Source organism: Rhizobium ecuadorense, from assembly GCF_001187535.1.
In the GTDB taxonomy this organism is placed as follows: Bacteria; Pseudomonadota; Alphaproteobacteria; order Rhizobiales; family Rhizobiaceae; genus Rhizobium; species Rhizobium ecuadorense.
In genome coordinates, this window is record NZ_LFIO01001525.1 from 1 (window position 1) to 19,407 (window position 19,407).

Here is a 19,407-nt window from a genome sequence, read left to right on the forward strand (position 1 = left end):
TTGCAAGAAGCTCGCGGAGCGCGGCCGCATCCAGCATCTGTTCGGCCAGCAGCTTTTTCAGCCTGGCGTTCTCGTCCTCAAGCGCCTTCAGCCGCTTGGCCTCGGACACTTCCATACCACCGTATTTGGCTTTCCAGTTGTAAAACGTCGCTTCCGAAATCCCGTGCTTACGGCAGAGGTCGGCCGCCTTCGCGCCTGCCTCCTGCTCCTTCAGTACCGCAATTATCTGCTCTTCGGTAAACCTCTGCTTCTTCATTCGTCCGTCCTTTGATGGGCCGGACTCTAATCAATTCTGGAGGAAATTCGCAGTGGCAGGTCACCTTCACCACCTAAGGGGTCACGTGGCTCCGCTTTTCCAAAGCATTTTAGAATATCGATTTTGCATGATGGCGACCAGTCCGGTTGCACTAGCATATGCGTAATCTGCAATTGGAGACCAACAACGGTGAAAACAGAACAGGCCCGCGGGGCGGTAAATTTTCCGAGACGCCTCTAACATTCAAGCTAATCTTAGCCCTGCCGCGGCGCAGACACCTCCGACGGACTGTCAGCCGATTCGACGATGGTCTGGCGAAGGGAGCCACGCTTTCGCGGATCCTCGAGGCTTGGGCTGAGGTAAAGGGATCAGGAGCGGCGCATGCAACGCGCACCGCCCGCTTCATCGAGTCTAGCAGTCACGTATCCGCTTTATAGGCCGGACATGTGAGCGCACCGTTCCCATGTGAAGCGACTGAAAAGAATGCGCTTCATCACACCTTTCACTCTCAGGAGAGACCGCCATGGATAACTCAGAACGATCGCTGCGCTACAACATTTCCGAGGAAGATGATCGCACCCGGGCCATGGCGGGGTGGATCGAGAATATGACCGGGGCACAAACGCTTACGGGCATGCCGTCCCGATCAACGCCAGATCCCCATGCTCTTTCGCCTTCGTCGCCAACGCGACCATACTCGCTCTCTTCCGAACCTCCAATTAAGGTGCTCGACAGATCGACATTTGCCAGAAAAGTAAGGGAATTTTACGGTGATGAAATCAAGCACATTTCCGTCAATCCACAAGAGTACTCGCCCTTCGTGTCCTCTAAAGCCCTGCGTACGGCTACCATCGCTCGACTCTACGGCGGCACCGACAATGATACGCCCAGCGCGCGATATTTCAGCTATGATCTGGGAGAACGAAGCGTTGGGCTTTTAAGAACAGAGGATGGATTTAGCATCGAAAACGAGCCGTGGCGGGAACTATTTCCCGGTCGAAGAAGAATCACGTCGATTGTAGACCTTCGCGTTACTCATCCGCTTGTCGAGAACGCAGGCGATATTCTGCTCGAACATCAACTTCAACTCGACGGCGAACAGCCGTTGATCATGTCACGTCCCGCTACGCCGGAGATGGGAACCCGTCTAGAGCAGATGGGTTTCGTTAATGTGGGTGAAAATCGCTGGGTGCTCGACCCTACGCAACATCCCGACAAGTGGACAAAGAATAGCAAGGGTGGATGGCAGCGCGCCGACAAACCTTGGAGTTATCTCTCTAAAACCGTGGAGTATCTTAGCGACGATGAAGCAGGTGTCGAGGAGCATTCGAGTGACGCCAGTGTCGAGACAGATTCATCCGATGATGACCCGTCTTGGTACTTCGAACACCTCAATTTGAACCGCGGCTAAAAGCTTGCCTCATCGTGAGGACTTTTTGCGCCGCCGGCTGAGTTGATACGCCCTTGTATTACGGGAGGACGCAGGCGAAGATTAGAGACTGCAATAATTGCTGCGACTCTCTGCGACGGCCCGCCTCATGCTGCACTCCGATCCTGCCGCGATGCAGATTGGCGGGGCTGGCTTCTGGGTGGTCCGCAACGATATCGCCGTTGGGGGTATCTTCTGATAATGGCCGTCGGGTTCGAAAACCTTCTGGTTGAGCCCCTAAAAGATCACCCAGGTACTCCCCAGGCGCCTCATGAATAACGACACCGAAGCGCTTGAACTCGAATCGCTCGTATCCGGACCCGTCGCCAAGCCCAAGGCGACCGTCCGACACGATGTCGATGAATGATCGACGTGCGAGCTGACCGGAAACCGCAAGGTCCGGTCGACATCATCGGGACGCGCCCATGGGCCCCATCGGCACGCGTCGGCGAATAGCGGCGAGATCCGTCTCGTCGGCGCGTTCCAGTTCTCGACCATCGGCGTGCGCACATAGCCGAGCTCTTATGGCCGTCAGGCCCACTCGACGCGACGCCAACTCGCATGCCAAACTTTTCGTGATCAAGATCAGGCCCCTTCCAGGCAGCGTAGCCGTTGCGTCTGGGGCGCCCAGCAACCCGCCCAGCGAGGCCACATTGAAGATCGCAGGGCCGCGCGGCAACGCCGCACCGCACCGTTCCGCTTCCAGGAAGATCCACGGCAACGACAATGTCGCCGTTTGTCGCAAAGGCATCGACCAGAGCGCGGCCAATCCCGCCTGCAGCGCGTGTAATGACGGCGGGTGTCTGCTTGCTTCATGGATTAGCTTCTCCTGCTCCGGCGTATGCGATCTAACGCTAAAGGAGCCAGATGACAGCAAGTTAGCACCACGTCCCGGAAAAGAAGAGTTCGGCACCAGCTGAACGCGCCGCTATTCCGCCTCGGCTTTTCATGCTCTTTGCCGCTTCCGAGCGTATAGACCGGGTCGTTAGAATGCGATGTTCCGATCGGCTGCCTGAAACCGAACCGCTCAAACTCTGGCGACGCCGCCTGCTGTGTCTGCTCCTCGAGCCAATCATAGACCACTGTGCGGTCGGCAATTCTCCACTCCCCTTCCCTTTTCAGAAAATGGTCGCAATATCGACCACATAGGAGAAACCTGGCAACGTTTGATCCGGCCGCAGTCCGGCCCTCGTTGGAGCGCAGTGAAGTAGCTCTCGACAGGTGCTTCAGCCGGGCTGATAAACTCAATCAGAACGTTGGTGATCTGGTGGATGTTGCGCGGTTCGGTCTTGAAGACACCAAGCGTGAACTCAATGAATCCCTCGGCGGAGCCCGTGTACGCTCCGTGAACGTCCTGCGCATCAGGCCAGAAGGAGCTGCGCAGCCCCGCCTCGTCCGCCCGTCTATCCCGCGGCAATACCGATAGGACAGTCGCGGATCGTTTCGCGATCATGCAATTCGACCCATTTTCGTGGTCCATGGCCCGTCGCAAGTCTGGTCTTGAGTTGAAAATGGCGTTCTATGCATCTGCGAACGGACATTCGCGCCGTCGGCGCTTGACTTGGCCTCGCAATGCCACTTCCCAGGGAACGTCTGTGAACTCAAACAGCGTGCGTAGGACAGCAACTCCCGCGCAATCAAGGACCATTGGTGCGTTGGATTTTGTCTGCAAGAACAGCCAGGGCCTCTCTGCGCTTGTGTGGAAGGTAGCTAACGGTCCATTCGGCGACAATGCGATCGACGAGTTCGCCAGAAAGAGCCCAATGTCGACTGGATCCCCGTTTGCGGCCGCCGGGGCTGCCGGTGCCTGTCTCGGCGAAGTCTCCTCCAAAGCCTGTATCCGAACGATCCTGCCTGGCTCCCAATCGGGCTCGTCTGACCGAGCGGGAGCGGCTGATCGACGCGAGGGAGAAATCTGGGGCCAGGCGGCTCGCCTCTCGGCGTCACCCCACGTTAGGCTGGTTATGCCATCCGCGGGCATCAAATCGGGGTGAAAGAAAGTTCTAAGCCTGGTGTGGTCGAGCGGCCCGACCTGCCCTCCTCAACTCAAGCACTCGAGGCGAGCCGCCATTTTACCGGTGTAGGTCTATTGTCGAATGCCTGACAACCCTATGTCGGGTCGCAAATGGAGGGAACCGGACAAAAAACTCTAACCAATTGAAAACTAACGCAATTTTCATTGGCATGGCCCTTGCTTCTTGAACCGCGACGTTAAGCAGCAACGGAGCCTTTAATGCCCCCACCAATGATTTCGCTCAAGAACCTGACCAGCACGACAACTATGAACCAACTGCTGGCCACAGCGAAGTCCACTGCTTGCGCCGCGTCATTGTGCGGTTCGTCCGCAAAGCCGCACCACGTCGAGCCGGCTGTCTGGGAGAAAATCACGGACCTTTCCTGCTATTTAGAAAAAGCGCACTACTATTTCGCGCGCATGCACGTCGTAGCCGCACCAGCTTGCAATATCCAGTGCAACTACTGCAATAGTAAATACTGCGCCAACGAAAGCCGGCCTACGCCTGACCAGGCGCTGCGAAAGGTCGTTGCGGTCGCCAATGAAGTCCCTCAGCTTTCCGTGCTCTTTATCGCCGGACCAAGCGATGCCTGTTATGACCGGAAGAAGACAAAGGCGACATTTGCACGCGGAGCCACAGAGGTCCCCGATATCAAGCTGTGTCTTTCAACCAACGGTCCGGCAGTGCCAGACCGTGTCGGCGAGCCTGCTGACATAAATGTTGATCACTTGACGATCACCATCAAAATGGTCGATCCGAGAGCCGGCGCGAAGATATCCGCGCCACTGCAGGGCCGAGCCGCAGCTCAGCAGAAGCCCGGATACAAGCAGACCCCGCGAGCACATAGGCATCCAAGTCTCGATATTCGTCCAACATGCCTGGCACTCTCGGGCGCAGCAGCGCTGAGCTCTTGGTCATCTCCCCGCGCAAAATCCCCGTTTGCTCTCTTTGATGCTTCGGGAGCATCCCGATCACCGCTTCTGTGTCAGTCTGCTCCCGTCTCCAACGCTGCGGCGACCTCCTTGCGCAGCCATTTATGCTGCGGGTCGTGATGGCACCGCTCGTGCCAGATGAGCATGACCTTGTACGGTGCCGGCTCGAGGGGTGGATCAACAACCCTAAGCGGCAGCATCGCGGAAACTTGGGTCGCAACGCGGCGCGGGACGAGCAATACCAAATCCGTCCCCGAAGCCACCACCGCTGCCGTGAGAACGCTGGAAAAAAGTATGGGACTACGATCCTCTCGCAGGTTGGGCAAGTGGTCGTAGATCGGGCCGAAATGGTCGGGGGAGTCCGTACTGATGGCAGCGTGACGCAAGGTCGCGAAGTTGTCGATCGTCCATTCCTGCGCCAGCGCGGGATGGTCGTGGCGCAACAAACACGCGAAGCGGTCTGTATAGAGACTGCGCCGAAAATAGCCAGGCAGTTGCACGTCAATATGCCCAACGGCCAAATCAATATCACCTTGCTCAAGCCCCCGCACGGCACGATCAAACGGCAAACAGGCGAGTGTGTCGAGATGAGGGGCACGCTCGCGTAACCACGGCAGGAGGCGCGGTAGTACAGCCAAAGCTTGATGATCGGGGATCGCCAGCGTTGCCCCCCTCCCCCATTCTTTTGAGATTACGCTGCGGCTTGTCACCATCTCTCGGATCGTACGCAGTGCCGACGGCAGCCTTTGAGCCAAGTGTTCGCCTTGCGGCGTTGGGATCAAACCCGTTGAAGACCGCACCAGCAGGTCATCATTGAACATGCCGCGCAGCCTTCCCAGTGCCCGGCTCATCGCCGGTTGACTCCGCCCGATGTGCTGGCCCGCGTGCGTCACGTTCCGGTATTCGAGCAGAGCCTCGAGCGCGACCAGGAGGTTGAGGTCTATTGATGCCAAGTTTATCTGGTGTCCAGTGAGGCGCTCTCCTCTCCAATCTTGCAACATCTTTCGCCTATAAGCGAGTTGATCCGTCACCTCTTTTTCTACATAGCGTTTCATGACGTTCATTCCTCAACAATCAATTCCGGGTCCAACGTTTTCGAGTTCATCTCGGCGGTGGAGCGCGGGTGACAACCTCATGGCATTGTGCCATCACGCGTCCAAGGGGCGGCCAGATCTGTGTGACGATGGCGATCACATGGAACATCGGGGTGTCCCACAGGAATATAGCGCCCGTGTCGACTTCCCCGAGCCCGTTGCAACAGTCTCGGATCCGATGCTGGGGTGCTTGGGTGAAAGAGGCGCACGCGCTCGAGCACAGCGTTGCAATAGGCCTCGGTCGCATAATACGCGATGCGGTCGATGTCGCTCAGGTGAACACCTGCAGATGCGAGGCAATATTGAATCGAACGCATTGGTAACTTGTTGGAGTGCTTGATCCGGTTAAGGCGCTCCTCCTCGACCGCCGCTATCACTCGCCCGTCGCGAACGGGAACCGCAGCCCCATCGTGCATAAAGGTGCTCGGTAGATCGGACGAATTTTCGTAATCTTTGCTTAGACCGCCACTGAGCCCTAGACACAGCATGTTGCTCTCCAGTTCGTTTCGGAAGGTAGGTCGCTCTGGCCTGGCCACCGGCCTTCGTAGTTTCATAGGGTGGCGCTTGACAGTGCAGCTAGAGCTCACGGGGTCGAAGCCGATACCATTAGTGACCGGCGCGGCGACATTGCCGACAACCGATCCTGCGCAACCTTCTTGATCATTGTTGCGACGCCGCACAGAAACCCGGGCCGAAGCGCTTGCAGCAGAACTGCCTAACCTATCCACATCACTCAATCCTTCATATTTCGGCCCGACAGCCGCAAGAAAACATCACGAGGTTTGGTGGCCCTGCAAAAGGCGCAGACCAAGTCCTCGCGGCTGCGAGCGCGCCTGCTCTGGCTTCTAGTGATTGTGGGAGATGCACTCACAGGTTAGTCGACCAGGGAACAGTGCTTCTTGTGAGAGCCCTATCAGCACTGAAACGGGAGAAGCAACGGTGAAGATTCTGCCCGATCACGACCAGCGTAAGATAACAATCGAGGCCAGGCAACTGACAGAGGGCTCCAGGTCGAATTTCCAGCATCGTCTCCGCACCTGAGGACCCATTTTTTTAGAACTCCACATAATCTACACAGCGCTCTTCAGCGTTTTCTAAGGGCAATCGTTTTGAGCAGTAAAATCGTTTTTGTGGATGGAATGCGTGCAAAAAGGAATGGGTGGATTCATAGCAAGGCGAGCGGCACTTTCAAACAGCGGCCGTGATGATCAACGTTTACGGCAAATCCGCCTCCGACGTCGGTGCCGACGACCGATCTCCGAAATCCTCGTGTATCGTCGTACCCGCAACACTCCTTCTCTACTCTGGTTTTCAGCCGATAAACCTAGCCGCAGCTTCGCCAGTCGGCACGTCGATAAGCGTGATCGGGCTTGCTGCAAGGAAACGGCGTTGGTTGTTGGTCGGCGCTGCCGCATCCAGCACCGCAAAACGTGGTGCGTTGGATCGCGTCATGATCCGTCGGGCGTAGGTGCGCAGCATCTGGTCGTTGAAGCGGCAGCCGATGAAGAAGAGCCTCTGTTGGTGCGCCGCTCCTTCACCGCTTCGCTGACCCACCTGAGCGGCGGAACTCCTTCCGTCGCTGATGAGGCCGTTGATGGCCTGCTCGCCCGGCCTTCCGGTGGGTCGGCCGGCATCGAGACAGGCGATTATTACGCGGCGGGCGCGGCGCGCGAGGTTTCGATGCGCTTCAGTCCATCGGTGATGGCCGCGAGCCCTTCCCGCAGCGTCTGCCCTATAGTGCCCGGACCGATGTCGATTGGAGGATTGTCAAGCATGGCTACAATGTCGCTGCCGTTGAGATAATCGAGCTTCTTCTGGACTGTGGTTCGGACACGCTCGGTCGCGCTCGACAGTGCCTCACCGTTGCGTTCGGTGATGGCGGAGAGCTGATCTGAAAGCTCTCCTCCGAACTGCAGGAAGATGTCGTCGACATACCTCCACGTTCCGCCGCGGGCTTCCACATCGACCATCTGGTTGATCTTGCTCTTTACCTCATCCCGCAGCGTCAAGGCAGTGTCGAGATGAGCCTGCCATATAGCTATGATACTTTCGACCGAGTTCTCGATGGATTTGGTCCTTTCGGGCTGGTCTGCGATGCCAAGAAGGACCAGAAGTTGATCATCGTTACCGAGCCGCGGGACCACCGCTGCGATCAGACGCTCCACAACCGCGCGCCTACGGGCTGCATCGCCTAGTTCCTTCGGCCATTGCGACGACACTATCTTCGCAATCCTCTCAGAATTCGCGTTCTCTAGCGGATAAGAAAGCTGTCGCTCCTGAGCCTTTGCCTTGATCAGACGGAACAAGGACTCTACTACCTCGTCTTGATCGAGAGCGCCCGTTGGAACTCTGTTCAGATCGATCCCATTCACCACGACCTCTTCGCGGCGGTCGCCGTTTGTCTCGCCCTGCCCCGCCCCATCGGGCATGTCATCCACATATTGAAGATTTCGCAGATTCTCAGGATAGGCCAGCATCAACAGAAGTCGGCCGGCGAAGTTGTGCAGCGTTGCCTCCTGCTCTTCCGGAGGCGTCGCAGCCAGCACACGTTGCAGCCAATCCGCGATCTTCGTGGTCAGATGGGACAACTCTGCGGTCTGTCCCGCGCCAATTTGCGCGCTGAGACTTACTGCGTGATTGGAAATGGTCGCGGCCGCGGCGGCAATGCCCTCCTTCACTTCCGGGAGAAGCTGCTCCAGGAGCTCAGCCCCGCCTTCACGCTTGCTTCTCTCTTCAGTTTCTTCAACACTCCCTGCAGAGTTCCCTTCCGCGCTATCGAGCGCCGTCATCGGCCGATTGAATTCTTCAGAGTCGTCGGGTGGAAGAAATTGGGAGTTCTCCTCGGCGTTCATCTCAAACTGCTGAATGTCTTCTTCAGTTAAGATTCCTGCTTCCTGCATGTCAGGCAACCTCATGCGGAAGTTCACGAAATACTTCTTCATCACCTTTTGGACCTGCGGGAACCCGGCCTTTCCACCATCAGCCAACTTGACGAGGATAACGCCGTTTTCGTTCATCCTGCCCGTGCCTCTCCGCAGAAGCGAAAAGTTCTCCTTACTACTATCCTCATCATCTTCAAAAGGCATGTTTTTCAAAGTTTGTGCCAATCCATTGAGCTTTTTCTTACTCACCAGGACAGCAGGCTTCCGCAGATCGCCAACCGTGCCGACCGCAAAGCAGAACTCCAAATCCGCTCTGTTCTTCGTCTGGTCGATCAACTGCAGAAATTTCTTCGCTCTTGTCCTATTGTGCTTCATTCCGGCCATTATATCTCTCCAGTTTCCTGTTCTAGATCAGTGTACGTCGGTTGATAGGGTGGGACAGGATCTGATCACCCAACTTCCCGAAGATCTGCCTGATGGAGGTGACCGCGCTCTCCAGCGGTCTAGTCGAGCGGGAAAGCGGCGCGCCGAGATCAAGCGACGATCGCCGCCAGTCGCAGCCGTGACCGCCTCCGATCCGGCCGGCAACCGACATGCCGACCTCTCCCGCCGCAGACCTGCGTGGGCGTCTCGTGACCCCATAGGGCTTTCCCAGCGCCAGTCGGATGCTATCCCGGCGTTCATAAGAAATCTGGACATCGGAATTCTGACAGCAGATTGCGGGACAACGGGCTCATCACGCTGTCAGGCTGGAGGTTAAAAACCGCCCAATGGCGACCGGACACCAGTCGTACCTGAATAAGGTCCCCTCCTCCCAATGGCTGCTTATCCGCCTCATTTAAGAGGCGAAACAGCGCCCAATGGCCGCTCTTGGAGAGGGTGGCGCCTTGAAAACCGATGAAAGCGACGGAAGCGCCGCCGACGCCGCCGGCCGTAGGCCAATGGAAATGCATGGCCGCGGCGGCCGTTCCTCGTCGATGTTCGAGGCGCTGGCCGTCGATGTCTACCACCACCTGGTCTGTCAACGGATCGGTCTCGGCGACGGTGAGCAGGAATCCAACTGACACCTGGCCGGCATCATCGAACATGGTGTCGCGGATCGTGGCTGCCCGTTGGAACTGGGCCAAGGTATTGCGGCCGATAGGGAAATCGACACCGCTCGTTGGCCGAAACTGCCACGAACCTTTGGATTTGTCGACGAATGGGGAAAGGTTCTCGGCGAAGAAAGTGTCGATCTCCGCCTTGCGGCCGAACAGCCGGGCGAAATCGCTCAAAGGGATATCCCGGCGGGATCCGCTCGCGAAGGGATACCGTCCTTCGGTAGCCCGTCGGCACAAATCGCCGGGGCCGCCCGCCCAACCGCTCGCCAACCCGCGCCTCATGCCGCTGACGGTTAGGTCCGAGCTGTGGCGGCTGAGGCCGAGGATCCATTGCCGGATGGGTTCGGGCAGATCGGCCGCCCCCGCCTCGATCTGTTGGATGGCGACGCCCGCCTGCCCGTTGTGTTCCAAGATGTTCGAACCCGCCAGCCCCTGCGCCTGGCTGAGGGAGCGATACAGTTCGCCGAGATCCCGGAGAGCACTGTCGATCGGCGCCTGCGCGCCCGCTTGGCTGTTCGACGGCACTTCGACCAGCTGGTGCAGCCACCGGAAATGATCGCCCATATAGAGCTGGACGTGAGCTTCAGGCGTGTCCGCGGCCGGTTGAGACCGGAACAGTGCCTCGAGCTCGCTTGGCAACACCTCGCCCTGGGGGACACTGTCACCTTTCGTCAAGCCGTCCTCGGGAGCCGGTGGTTGCTTGAGCTTTAGCTCCTGCGCCGCCGCGAAAAGGAACAGGCGCATTGGTGACGTCGGCGCGGACAGCGTGTTCAAGGTGCGCAGCGCGTCATCGATACCCCCAGACGGGCGGATGGACATATCGCCAATGAGCTGGTCCCAGCGCAACGCGAACTCCTGAGCGTAGAGATCCGCCGCCGAACGCCGCAGCTTCTGGCTCACATCACCGGCTGCAATCGGCGCGACTACCTGTGAGTCGAGAACCCAGCCTTCTGCAGCGACAGCGTCAGCCACTTGCGGCAGCAATCGCAGGAAGGTTCCGTAAAACCCCGCCCTCGTGTAGATGCCAGGAACCCCCTCGCTGAGCGGCTGTCCCGATTTGCGAGCCAGGACGCCCTGCGCCAGCGGCCCGGCATGGTCGGCCAGACGCCAGGTTGGCGCCCGCGAGGCTTCGGGACTGGTCGCGATGATGTCGAGGACGCGGCGCGCCATCGAGACGGTCTGGAGCTTCGCGCGGCTCCTCTCGATCAGTTCGCCATTAAGCTCACTATGGGGCAGCGGCCCTTCCATGAGTGCATCCAGGTGATCAGCGAGCGCGCTGCGCAGGCCGGCATCGGCTTCGGCCGGAAACATCACTCGCCAGTCGGCAGCCATCCAGTTTTTGACGACCGCGCGCTGGAGCGGACCCTGCTGACCCAGCATCAGGTAAACCTTTAACGCCTGGTAGACGAACTGATCATCGTCGTGCCGCTCGACCAATAAGGTTTCCAACCGGAACATCAGCCGCGGCAGCAGGATGGTGTTCACGGCGCGGCGGTACGCCGCGAGCGTCTGAACCTTGATTTTCTTACTTTGGTCGAGACCCGAACTTGATAGGCGGCCGCCCGCGCTGTCGCCGTTGGCATCACGCAGCCGCTGAAGCAGTGGCAGGATGGGTCGAAGATCGCCACTCTCAACCCGGTCGAGCTTCAGCTTTTCAGCCCCTCTGGCATAGCTGCCAGCCATTAGGCGAACGCTCTCGATCAGCTGAACATTCCGAATATAGCTGAACGTCCATAAGACGCTGGCGGTAACAATGACCGCCGCTATCATCGTGTAGGCGCCATACCGGATCCGCCGCTGGCGCCGATCGAAGCGGTGATTGGCATCGACGAGCCCAGCTTCGGCGAAAACGACTTCGCGCAGCAGCCGGCTGATGAAATAATTACGGCCCGGGCCACGAAGCGCTGTACAGGGCGGCTGAGCGATCTCGAAGGTCTGAGATCTGGCGTTCGCAACTCGATCGAAGGGCATGCCAATTTGCGTGCCGCTTAAGAAGTAGACGCCGCGGAGCATAAGCGGTTCCTGGAACGAATTCCCGCCAAAGGCTTCCTTCAAGAACTGTTGCGTCAGGTGCTTGAGGCTAGCGACCTGCTGTGGGAAGCCGAACATGAGCGCACGACGCTGGAGGTTGCTTTCGTGCTGCATTCGTTCAAGCAGCCTTTCGTTTAGGCGGCCAACAAGCGCATCGTATGCTGCGGCAAACGCCATCGGATCGCCTTCGTCCTCCGACGCCTCTTGCGCAAAGGTGAACCCCCACACCGCCTCCCGCCCCTCGCGACCCAGATCGTCGAAGAATTCAACAAATCCCGCCAGCAGATCGCTCTTAGTGAAAAGCACATAAATCGGCAGTTGCAGGCGAAGCTCCCTGTACACTTCGAGGAGCCGCTCACGGATACAGCGCGCGCGATCGGCGAGCACTTCCTCGGATGTAGAATTCAGCTCGCTGATTGCGATCGTGACTAAGACACCGTTCAGCGGCTGCCGTGGCCGGGAGCGTCTGAGCATACGAAGCAAGCCACGCCAAACCGCTTTGTCCCGGTCTGCATCACCCTCCTGTACCGTGTAGCGCCCAGCAGTGTCGACGAACACCGCGTCATCGGTGATCCACCAGTCGCAGTTTTCCGTACCCGCTAACCCACCGGCGGCTCTCAGACCGGACCTCGCCGCCATCGGAAAGCTGAGCCCGGAATTGACTATTGCTGTGGTCTTCCCCGAGTTGGGCGGACCGATCATCACATACCAGGGCCGCTGATAGAGCCACCGCCTGCTGATACCTCCTGCGTAGCGGCGCCCCTTGAGTGTGGTAAGGGTCTCGCGGAAACGATGACGAATCGCCTCCAGCTCTCTTTCAGCAAGCGTGCTGGCTTGCCCCACACTTCGGTCGGAAGGCCTTGGGTCTCCCTTCTTCTGCTCGGCCCCACCCGCGTCCAGCGCTCCCGACACTCGTGATTGGACGAGGTCTTCAAAATAGGCCTGAACCTTGTAAAGCTGGGACTGGATCAAGTAGATCACGGTGTATCCGACCGGAATCAGCATCGATGCCGCGATCTGGCTGCGAAGGCTGTCAAGCGGCGCAAATCCTCCGACCGAGATATGCGGTCCGAGCGTGAAGATTAAGGCACATACGATCGCCGCCCCGCCGACACGGAGCCATTGCCACCTAAGCGCTTTCTTGATTGACTGCATGGCTTGTCTTCATTGTGTCTTTGTGATGATGATTTGAATCCGACGGTTCCGCGCGCGGCCCTCGGGCGTGTGGTTCGAAGCGACCGGTTCTCCGCTCCCTCTGCCCTCTTCTCGCACGCGGCCTGGGTCATCCATCATGGATTTGATAATCTCGGCAGCTGCGCTCGCACGCGCGAGCGAAAGGGAATCGTTTGAAGGGAAGGCGAGTGATTGCACCGGAATGGCGTCGGTGTGCCCGGTCAGGAGGACCGATCCCGACTCACCGTTCAGAGAACGACCAATTCGTAAAAGAAGCGGCAGGAACATTTTCTTCACTTCCGGACTAGCAGAATCGAACATCCCGGAGGCGCGAATGATAACGACGATCTGCTGTGGGTCCTCGGACACAGTGACAAGCCCTTCGCGGATTTCGGGCTCGAGGAAGTTACGCAGTCGGTCGCTGCTCATAACAACCTTTGGTGGCAATGCGATTCTCGCCGATCTGACAACGCCGTTCGGCGGCAATGTCGCGATATCGTTGAAGACAGCGTCGGCGCGGGCATTTAATGCATGCAGGAGTCCGGTATAGATCGAGAGGAGTAATCCTGCCCCAAACGCTACGACGGCCCAGATTGGAACGATTGTGCGGCGTGGCTTCGGATTATTTGAGTTCCTCCGCCAGTGCGGGGATAGTTCGCGCTCGAAGTCACCACGGGCTGCTCGGATCAGGCGGTAGACGTCTTCGCACAGCACACTGAGCTCTGCGGCTCCTCCCGCAGTGACGCGGTAGCGGCCTTCGAAGCCCAACCTCATGCAGTAGTAGAGCAGCTCCAGCAGTTCTATATTGATGGCCGGTTCATTTTTCAATTGCGTCAGCAGATCGAAGAAGCGCTCGCCGCCCCAGGTATCGCTGAACAGCGATCCCACCAAGCTGCGCGTCGTCCAGACGCTGTTGCTGCCCCAGGCTGTGTTCAGAACGATGTCATCGATGGTCGCGCAGAGGGCGTATTTGCAGACCTTGATCGCTCGCGAGGGCAATCCGAGCGGCGTGATCCGACGCTCAAAAGCATCGATCTCCCGCAGCACCCTAAGGCGCAGTGCTTCAACGTCGATATGGCTAGCACTGCTCTTGAGCTGAGCGCTGAGACCCAGCAGCGCCGCCGCGGCCGCGACCAGTGGATTAAGTCGGTCGAGCGCAAGCATCTCCCAGGTAAGTTCGTCCGCCACTGGCGATGACGGCGAAGGGACAGCCAACTGCTCCTCGGCGTGAAGGAGGACGAGTGGCTGGGATTTTGGCATCGTTTCCTCAATCACCATCATCAACCCGCCCACTTCCCTTCGGAGCGGACGCTCTCATCGTGGGATCGGCGGGCGGGTCGACTACGCTCTCGCACTGGGCGCGCGAAGTCGGCGCCGAAGCTCCGGAGCAAATCGGTTTCGATGCTCGATACGACGTCATTGAAGACGCGCACGTACGCACTCCGGTTTCGCGCCTTATGGTTGCGGTGCAAAAGGGAACGGGGCCGCCCCATCGCCTTCTCGATCCCTGCTAGGGACAAGCGTGCACGGACGCTGGACAGAGCCTTCTGCACAGCCGCGAATGACACGTCATGCGTCCCACGGTCGGTGAAGGCTTGCTCAACGGCCGGGTCTCCGCGGAGGGACCCGCTGGAGTCATTGCACAGAACTGCGCGCAACGCCTCACCGACATCGGGAACGAGACTCAGGGTTTTTTCGTCGGAACTCTTATTTCTGAATAATTGTTCGCCAGCTCTCGCTCGGAGAGTATGCTGTGCAGCGCGGCGGAATACAGAAGCATTTTCCCTGCACGATCCAGCACGCTTACGATGCCGGCATTCCGGACATCTGCCAATGATAAGCCGCAGGCGGCAAGGAAAGCCGTGACCGCCGCTCGATGATTCTTGGCGAGATGATTGCTCCACCTTGGGTTGCGTCAAGATGGGGGCCCGATCTGGCACACTGTCTGCGTAGATATCCCACGGACTTCTCATCATGCCCGCCAGCGCGTCTAAACGAGTGCCTAAGAACGGCAATGGTAGGAACTCGCCGTCCCTCAGGTCCAGCAGCGCTTCTTCACCCCGGGTGCAATTGCCCGCCAGGAGCGACGAGGCCGTTTCGAGGGGGCCAAGAAGACTCAACTCCTCACTTGTCGCTGCAAGTTGTCCCTCCGGTTCGGCGGCACTCTCCGCAATGGATATCGAAGGCGACACCGCGACGACATCGGTCATATAGGCGCCGATCTGAATAACATCGCTGGTTTTCCGGGCGACCGGCGCCTCTGACGGAAGCGGCATCGCCTCGTCATTTTGACATGTGTCGTCGCGGCCTCGGTCGATCAGTACGTATCGCCGTGCCATGCACTCGATTGAGCAGTGGGATTTCGAGACCATCTGCTGATCATCCGGCAGAACCAGGCTGTTGCCTGCTCGGCTGGTAGTCAGTCCACCAGCCGCGTCGCCCGGCACGAGATATTCCGGAAAACTACATCTATTGCTGTGTACACGTAGCGTGAGGGGCATTGGTGGGCTAACTCAAATGTGGGTTCTGTCCGGCTCGGATGGCCCAGAGAGCCATTTCGAGATTTGGGAAGTCGCCAGCAACGTGCAGCGCCAAGCCGGCGGATTGGGGCATATCCTTCCAGAAGCGGCTATTTTGATCGATCTCGAAATAGCTGAATCCAACATGGAACGGGATCTGACGCGGCGCGACCGGTAGGGGATTGATGATAATGCCGGGCAGTGCGACATTGACGAGTTCCGTGATTTTCTCCGCCGGGCCGATCTTAATCTGAGACGGGAACTCGCGCCGGAGGCGCTCGACCTCAATATCAGCCCGAGCAGCCAGCACGAAGCTCGAGGTCGTAAAGAGAGAGCGGTCGGCCACCTCGGCCACATGGACACCGTATTTTTGCCGCTGCAGCGGTACGGGGACCGCAGTCTGCTCAATCACTGCACCCAGCGAAGCCCGGATCGACTGCATCACTGGCAAAAACGCCTCCGCGAGAGAGTCGTGCTTGTAAACACCAAGGGTCGGGGCACGTTTATCGACGCGGGCGAACGTGGCTAGTTCACCCGCCAACTGGAGCATGAGAACATACAGCGATTCCGGATTTACAACGGCGGCCTTGGATAGGTGGCAGAAGTACGGCTCGTACCGATTGATCGCCTGCAGCAGAAGGAAGTCCGCGAGCTCTGCAACCCGGTTCGTTCCCGACTGGGAGACCCGAGTGGCCAGAGCTTCACCACGATGGTGAAGCAGGCCGGTGATCTCAGTGATGTAGTTCGAGAGGACCCGGGAGCTGGCGCAGTCGGGGGTTGGCGGCACGTGCGTTTCGTCCAGAATGATCTGTCGGTCGGCCCGGACCTCTATGATACGGGCGATTGGGATGCAAGTGTAGCCAGACCGGTCTGCCGCGTCCGGCAGCAGTCGAAAATCCAGCCTCGCTACGTCGATGGAGGCGCTGCCTCGCTCGCCAGCGTTGGTGTCGACAACATCCTCAGTGGAGACTGCGAAGCGGATAGGTACGTCAATTCCCGCTTGCGCGTCGGTTTCAAGAGCGCCGGGTTGATAAAACGGTACCGCCAAGTGAATAAGCGAATCTCGAAAATCCGGCGGAACGTCGTAGGGAGTTGGCTGGTTGGCTTCGTCAGGAATACTGAAGGGCATCCCGTCCTCCAAGACGCCGCGAGCCGCTTCGATGGCGATCTTACCGAGACCAAGCAGCTCTCGATTGAGCCGCAGCTCGCTGATACCCCACCCGTACCCATGCAAAACCGCCGTCCTGCTGCGCACCAGCTGTTCGACGTGACGATCGGCCTGCTGAAAATGCTGCGGGCGGAGGAACAAGCCCTCCGACCAGACGACCCTATTATTCCACGACATTCAAGACTCGCCTCGCGTCCACCTGACAGAACGGCTTTCTCCGTAAAAGTAGCAGAGCTTCACTGCCCCCTTGCATGCACATCTGATATCCAACAATGCGCTGGTAGAAGGGCATCGCGTGTCGGGACAGCTCAGATATGCAAGCGCCGAAGCTCATCAGGATTGGTCATGAGCCCCCTTGCAGCGCGACAAGCAAGGGGTCTCATCTAGACTGTCGCTCAGTAGCCCGTTGCCCTCAGAGCCTTATTGGTCGTTCATGTTCACACTGACCTACAACGCGCCAATTCGCCTGTCCTGTCACTCGTACGGGATGAATCTCGCAAATGACCGCCCGGAAGCCTTGAGACCCGGCGCCGCAAGTACGGGGCCAAAAGAGCAGCGCAACAGGCAAGGTGACACGTGATGCGCATTGCCTCGTCGAAAATGTTCCTGAATACGCTGAGGCAGTGCCGCCGCCAACATCGTCTTCACGCGCCGCCGCCCCTAAAGCACCTTGACGACCAGTTTAGCGATTAGACAACCACCTCCTGGACACGATCCACGAACCGGTTGCAGTCCCGGTTCGCGCCAGGTGCGGGATAGCAGCCCTGGCGGCATGGATCATTCATGCGGCGAAGATAGGCATTTCCACATTTGGTGATGCCCAATAGCTAGCGAATGGGATATGCGCTGCGCCTCATGTTGGCGCGCGAGCACATGCAAGATGGCACGGTGGAGATCGACCGTTTTCATCTCGGTGAGCGACCGAGAATGGATCCGGACGGTCTACCGCCTGGACGGGGCCGAAAAGGCCTTTCGATACATGCAGGGCGCGCGACGGCGAAAGGGATCGAACCGCAACCTGCCTGATGGGCGGTGAGGCGTTCATGGCGATTGGCAAGAGCTTTGCTACGCATGAGAACGTAAAGCATTCGAGCCGCGAATTCGTCCAAGTCGCCGTCCACTCGGTGGGAGGTTTCAAGTCCCGGGTCCGCCGCACCATTGCCGGCGTCTTTCATCATATCAGCCCGCAGCATGCCTTGTCTTTCCACGAGATCGGCTTCCGCTGGTCACAGCGCATTGTTACGGGCCAGGCAGTGCGGATACTAGTCACGGGTGCCGCCGGCGCTGCGATTGCTGCAAGTCTTTCGCGCTATTACCGGCCGGCAATGCGCAGAAGTCCGGATGCCGGGATCATCGTTAAATCTCCCAGCCTTTTGTGATAAGGCCGCGTTGTTTAGCGGAAGCCAGCAAGGAGTTCGAAGACGAAGGCCGACCTCACTGGCGCCGCAATTGGCGACAGTTGCCACTACCCTGGTATCGTTGGGCCAATCCCACCATAGAAGAGATCATGTCGATGTTTCGTCGTAACCGGCTTGCGCGGCACCGGCGGCCGTCAGCGTTGATAGCAATCCGTGCCGATCGCCACATCAAGCACGGACCTCCGGTCTGGAGAACGGGTCGTCGCTGCATCTCTCGAAGGATCGCCGCTGTCGTTATGGGTTCACGCAGGAGCTGCGCCATAGCCGCTCACTAACCGGATGCGAGCATATCACCTGTGCATGCAATCCAATACCGGGACTGCGCTAGTTTGAATCGCGGGCTCTTCTCCGTGGTTTTTGAGGTTCTGCTGCAATGATGCGTTTACGCTACCAGTTATCAACGGCCTGGCCATGTCTTCGGGATCTGCCGGCCTCCCGTCACCTGAGCTCGATTCCGCAGAGCCGCCCCATGCCACAACAGCAAAAAACGGGACCCACGGTGATTGAGCGGCGTCCGAACGAGGCTCGGCAAGCTGGAGCGGTCGATGGTCGCAGTCGCGCCCCTTGCACTCTGGTTAAGTCGCTTGAGCCCCTGATAAATTCTGACCTTCCGTCAGCAGTCGGTGCCCGACAGCTGACCCCTTGTTTCCTGAAGGCCATATCCCAGGGGGGTGAGCATGGTTGACAGGGACCCTCGGACTAAGGGGCAGGGCTCTTCGCGGCCGGATGAGGGCCGGCACCCAGCGGATCAAAGAGCGCAGTCTTCAGTGGCGCGTGTCGATCAAGTGGCCGACAACTTCAATTCGGACGACATCTGGCAAGAGAATTCGGTATTGCGTTACGTGGAAAGGCTAAGCGTCGACCAGCCAAGCCCGCCGACCGAGCTTCAAAGCCCTGAAGAACAAACCCCGCAAATGATGGCTGACATGACGGAACTGACGAGAGTTCCGGTCGTCCCGGCAGAGACCGCGTTCAACCTCACGAGGACAACAGATGAATACAATAATGCCGATCGCACTATTCACCTCGTCGAGGGCCAGCCGCTGGAGACTGGCCCTCAGCGCGGGGGGCTGCATGGCCTTGGGAATTTAGAAGCCTCAGCGGTTGCCGGGCCCACCGAGGTGCCGGGTGGAAGAGAGGAGCATTCGGCCATGTCCGAGGTGCCCGCGGAGCCCAGCGATCCGACCGGTGGCGGGCGCAAGAGGCGGACTACTGAGAAGGACGCAGATCCCAGGCCCAGCCGCAGGCAGACGTTATATGCTCAAAGGCCGCTGGCGTTGGCGCCTGATCTCAGCGCCGCGAATGCCGGCATAATCGTGGGGGCCTCAACGGGCGATCTCGTCAATCGAGCGGCGTTCCGGACGGTGTCGGCCCAGGACCAGGCGAGGCT

8 protein-coding genes and 5 pseudogenes are annotated in these 19,407 nt (G+C 58.8%); 4 read left to right on the forward strand and 9 right to left on the reverse strand.

The window, feature by feature from the left end; all coding sequences use genetic code 11:
* Positions 1-256: transposase (locus tag AF337_RS31550; RefSeq protein WP_049735245.1), on the reverse strand; the 256-nt coding region annotated here is incomplete at its 3' end.
* Positions 257-779: 523 nt separating this feature from the next.
* Between AF337_RS31550 and AF337_RS31555 the strand changes: the two genes are divergently transcribed.
* A complete protein-coding gene (locus tag AF337_RS31555) occupies positions 780-1,667 on the forward strand; it encodes a hypothetical protein (RefSeq protein ID WP_008536079.1) in 888 nt (295 codons plus the stop codon).
* A 2,251-nt stretch (positions 1,668-3,918) separates the two neighbouring features.
* Positions 3,919-4,476, forward strand: a pseudogene (locus tag AF337_RS41130) (radical SAM protein); the annotation flags it as partial.
* A gap of 209 nt (positions 4,477-4,685) precedes the next feature.
* Here the strand turns inward: AF337_RS41130 and AF337_RS31570 are convergent.
* From AF337_RS31570 to tssK, 8 genes and pseudogenes are all read right to left on the reverse strand, one after another.
* Complete coding sequence (locus tag AF337_RS31570) at positions 4,686-5,696, reverse strand: LysR family transcriptional regulator (protein ID WP_012489527.1); 1,011 nt, start codon at positions 5,694-5,696, stop codon at positions 4,686-4,688.
* A 191-nt stretch (positions 5,697-5,887) separates the two neighbouring features.
* Positions 5,888-6,214, reverse strand: a pseudogene (locus AF337_RS41135) (carbamoyltransferase N-terminal domain-containing protein); the annotation flags it as partial.
* An 823-nt stretch (positions 6,215-7,037) separates the two neighbouring features.
* A pseudogene (locus AF337_RS31575) lies at positions 7,038-7,276 on the reverse strand (SIR2 family protein); the annotation flags it as partial.
* 99 nt (positions 7,277-7,375) lie between these two features.
* Positions 7,376-8,992 carry a hypothetical protein gene (locus tag AF337_RS31580; protein ID WP_012489526.1) on the reverse strand — a complete coding sequence of 539 codons (1,617 nt, stop codon included), beginning with the start codon at positions 8,990-8,992 and terminating at the stop codon, positions 7,376-7,378.
* Between the two features lie 296 nt (positions 8,993-9,288).
* Positions 9,289-12,894, reverse strand: coding sequence for a type VI secretion system membrane subunit TssM (tssM, locus tag AF337_RS31590; protein ID WP_012489525.1), 3,606 nt, complete (start codon positions 12,892-12,894; stop codon positions 9,289-9,291).
* Positions 12,895-12,903: 9 nt separating this feature from the next.
* On the reverse strand, positions 12,904-14,193 hold the full coding sequence (gene icmH, locus AF337_RS31595) for a type IVB secretion system protein IcmH/DotU (protein ID WP_012489524.1): 1,290 nt from the start codon (positions 14,191-14,193) through the stop codon (positions 12,904-12,906).
* Positions 14,193-15,413 (reverse strand): type VI secretion system-associated FHA domain protein, encoded by a 1,221-nt coding sequence (locus tag AF337_RS31600; RefSeq protein ID WP_012489523.1) that lies wholly within the window; start codon positions 15,411-15,413, stop codon positions 14,193-14,195. Before AF337_RS31600 ends, icmH begins: the two co-directional genes overlap by 1 nt.
* Positions 15,414-15,420: 7 nt before the next feature.
* Positions 15,421-16,776, reverse strand: a complete 1,356-nt coding sequence (gene tssK, locus AF337_RS31605) for a type VI secretion system baseplate subunit TssK (RefSeq protein ID WP_010069402.1) — start codon at positions 16,774-16,776, stop codon at positions 15,421-15,423.
* A gap of 654 nt (positions 16,777-17,430) precedes the next feature.
* Here tssK and AF337_RS41145 point away from each other — a divergent pair.
* Both AF337_RS41145 and AF337_RS31615 read left to right on the forward strand, forming a co-directional pair.
* Positions 17,431-17,978 (forward strand): annotated as a pseudogene (locus AF337_RS41145) (transposase); the annotation flags it as partial.
* An 806-nt stretch (positions 17,979-18,784) separates the two neighbouring features.
* A pseudogene (locus AF337_RS31615) lies at positions 18,785-19,407 on the forward strand (hypothetical protein); the annotation flags it as partial.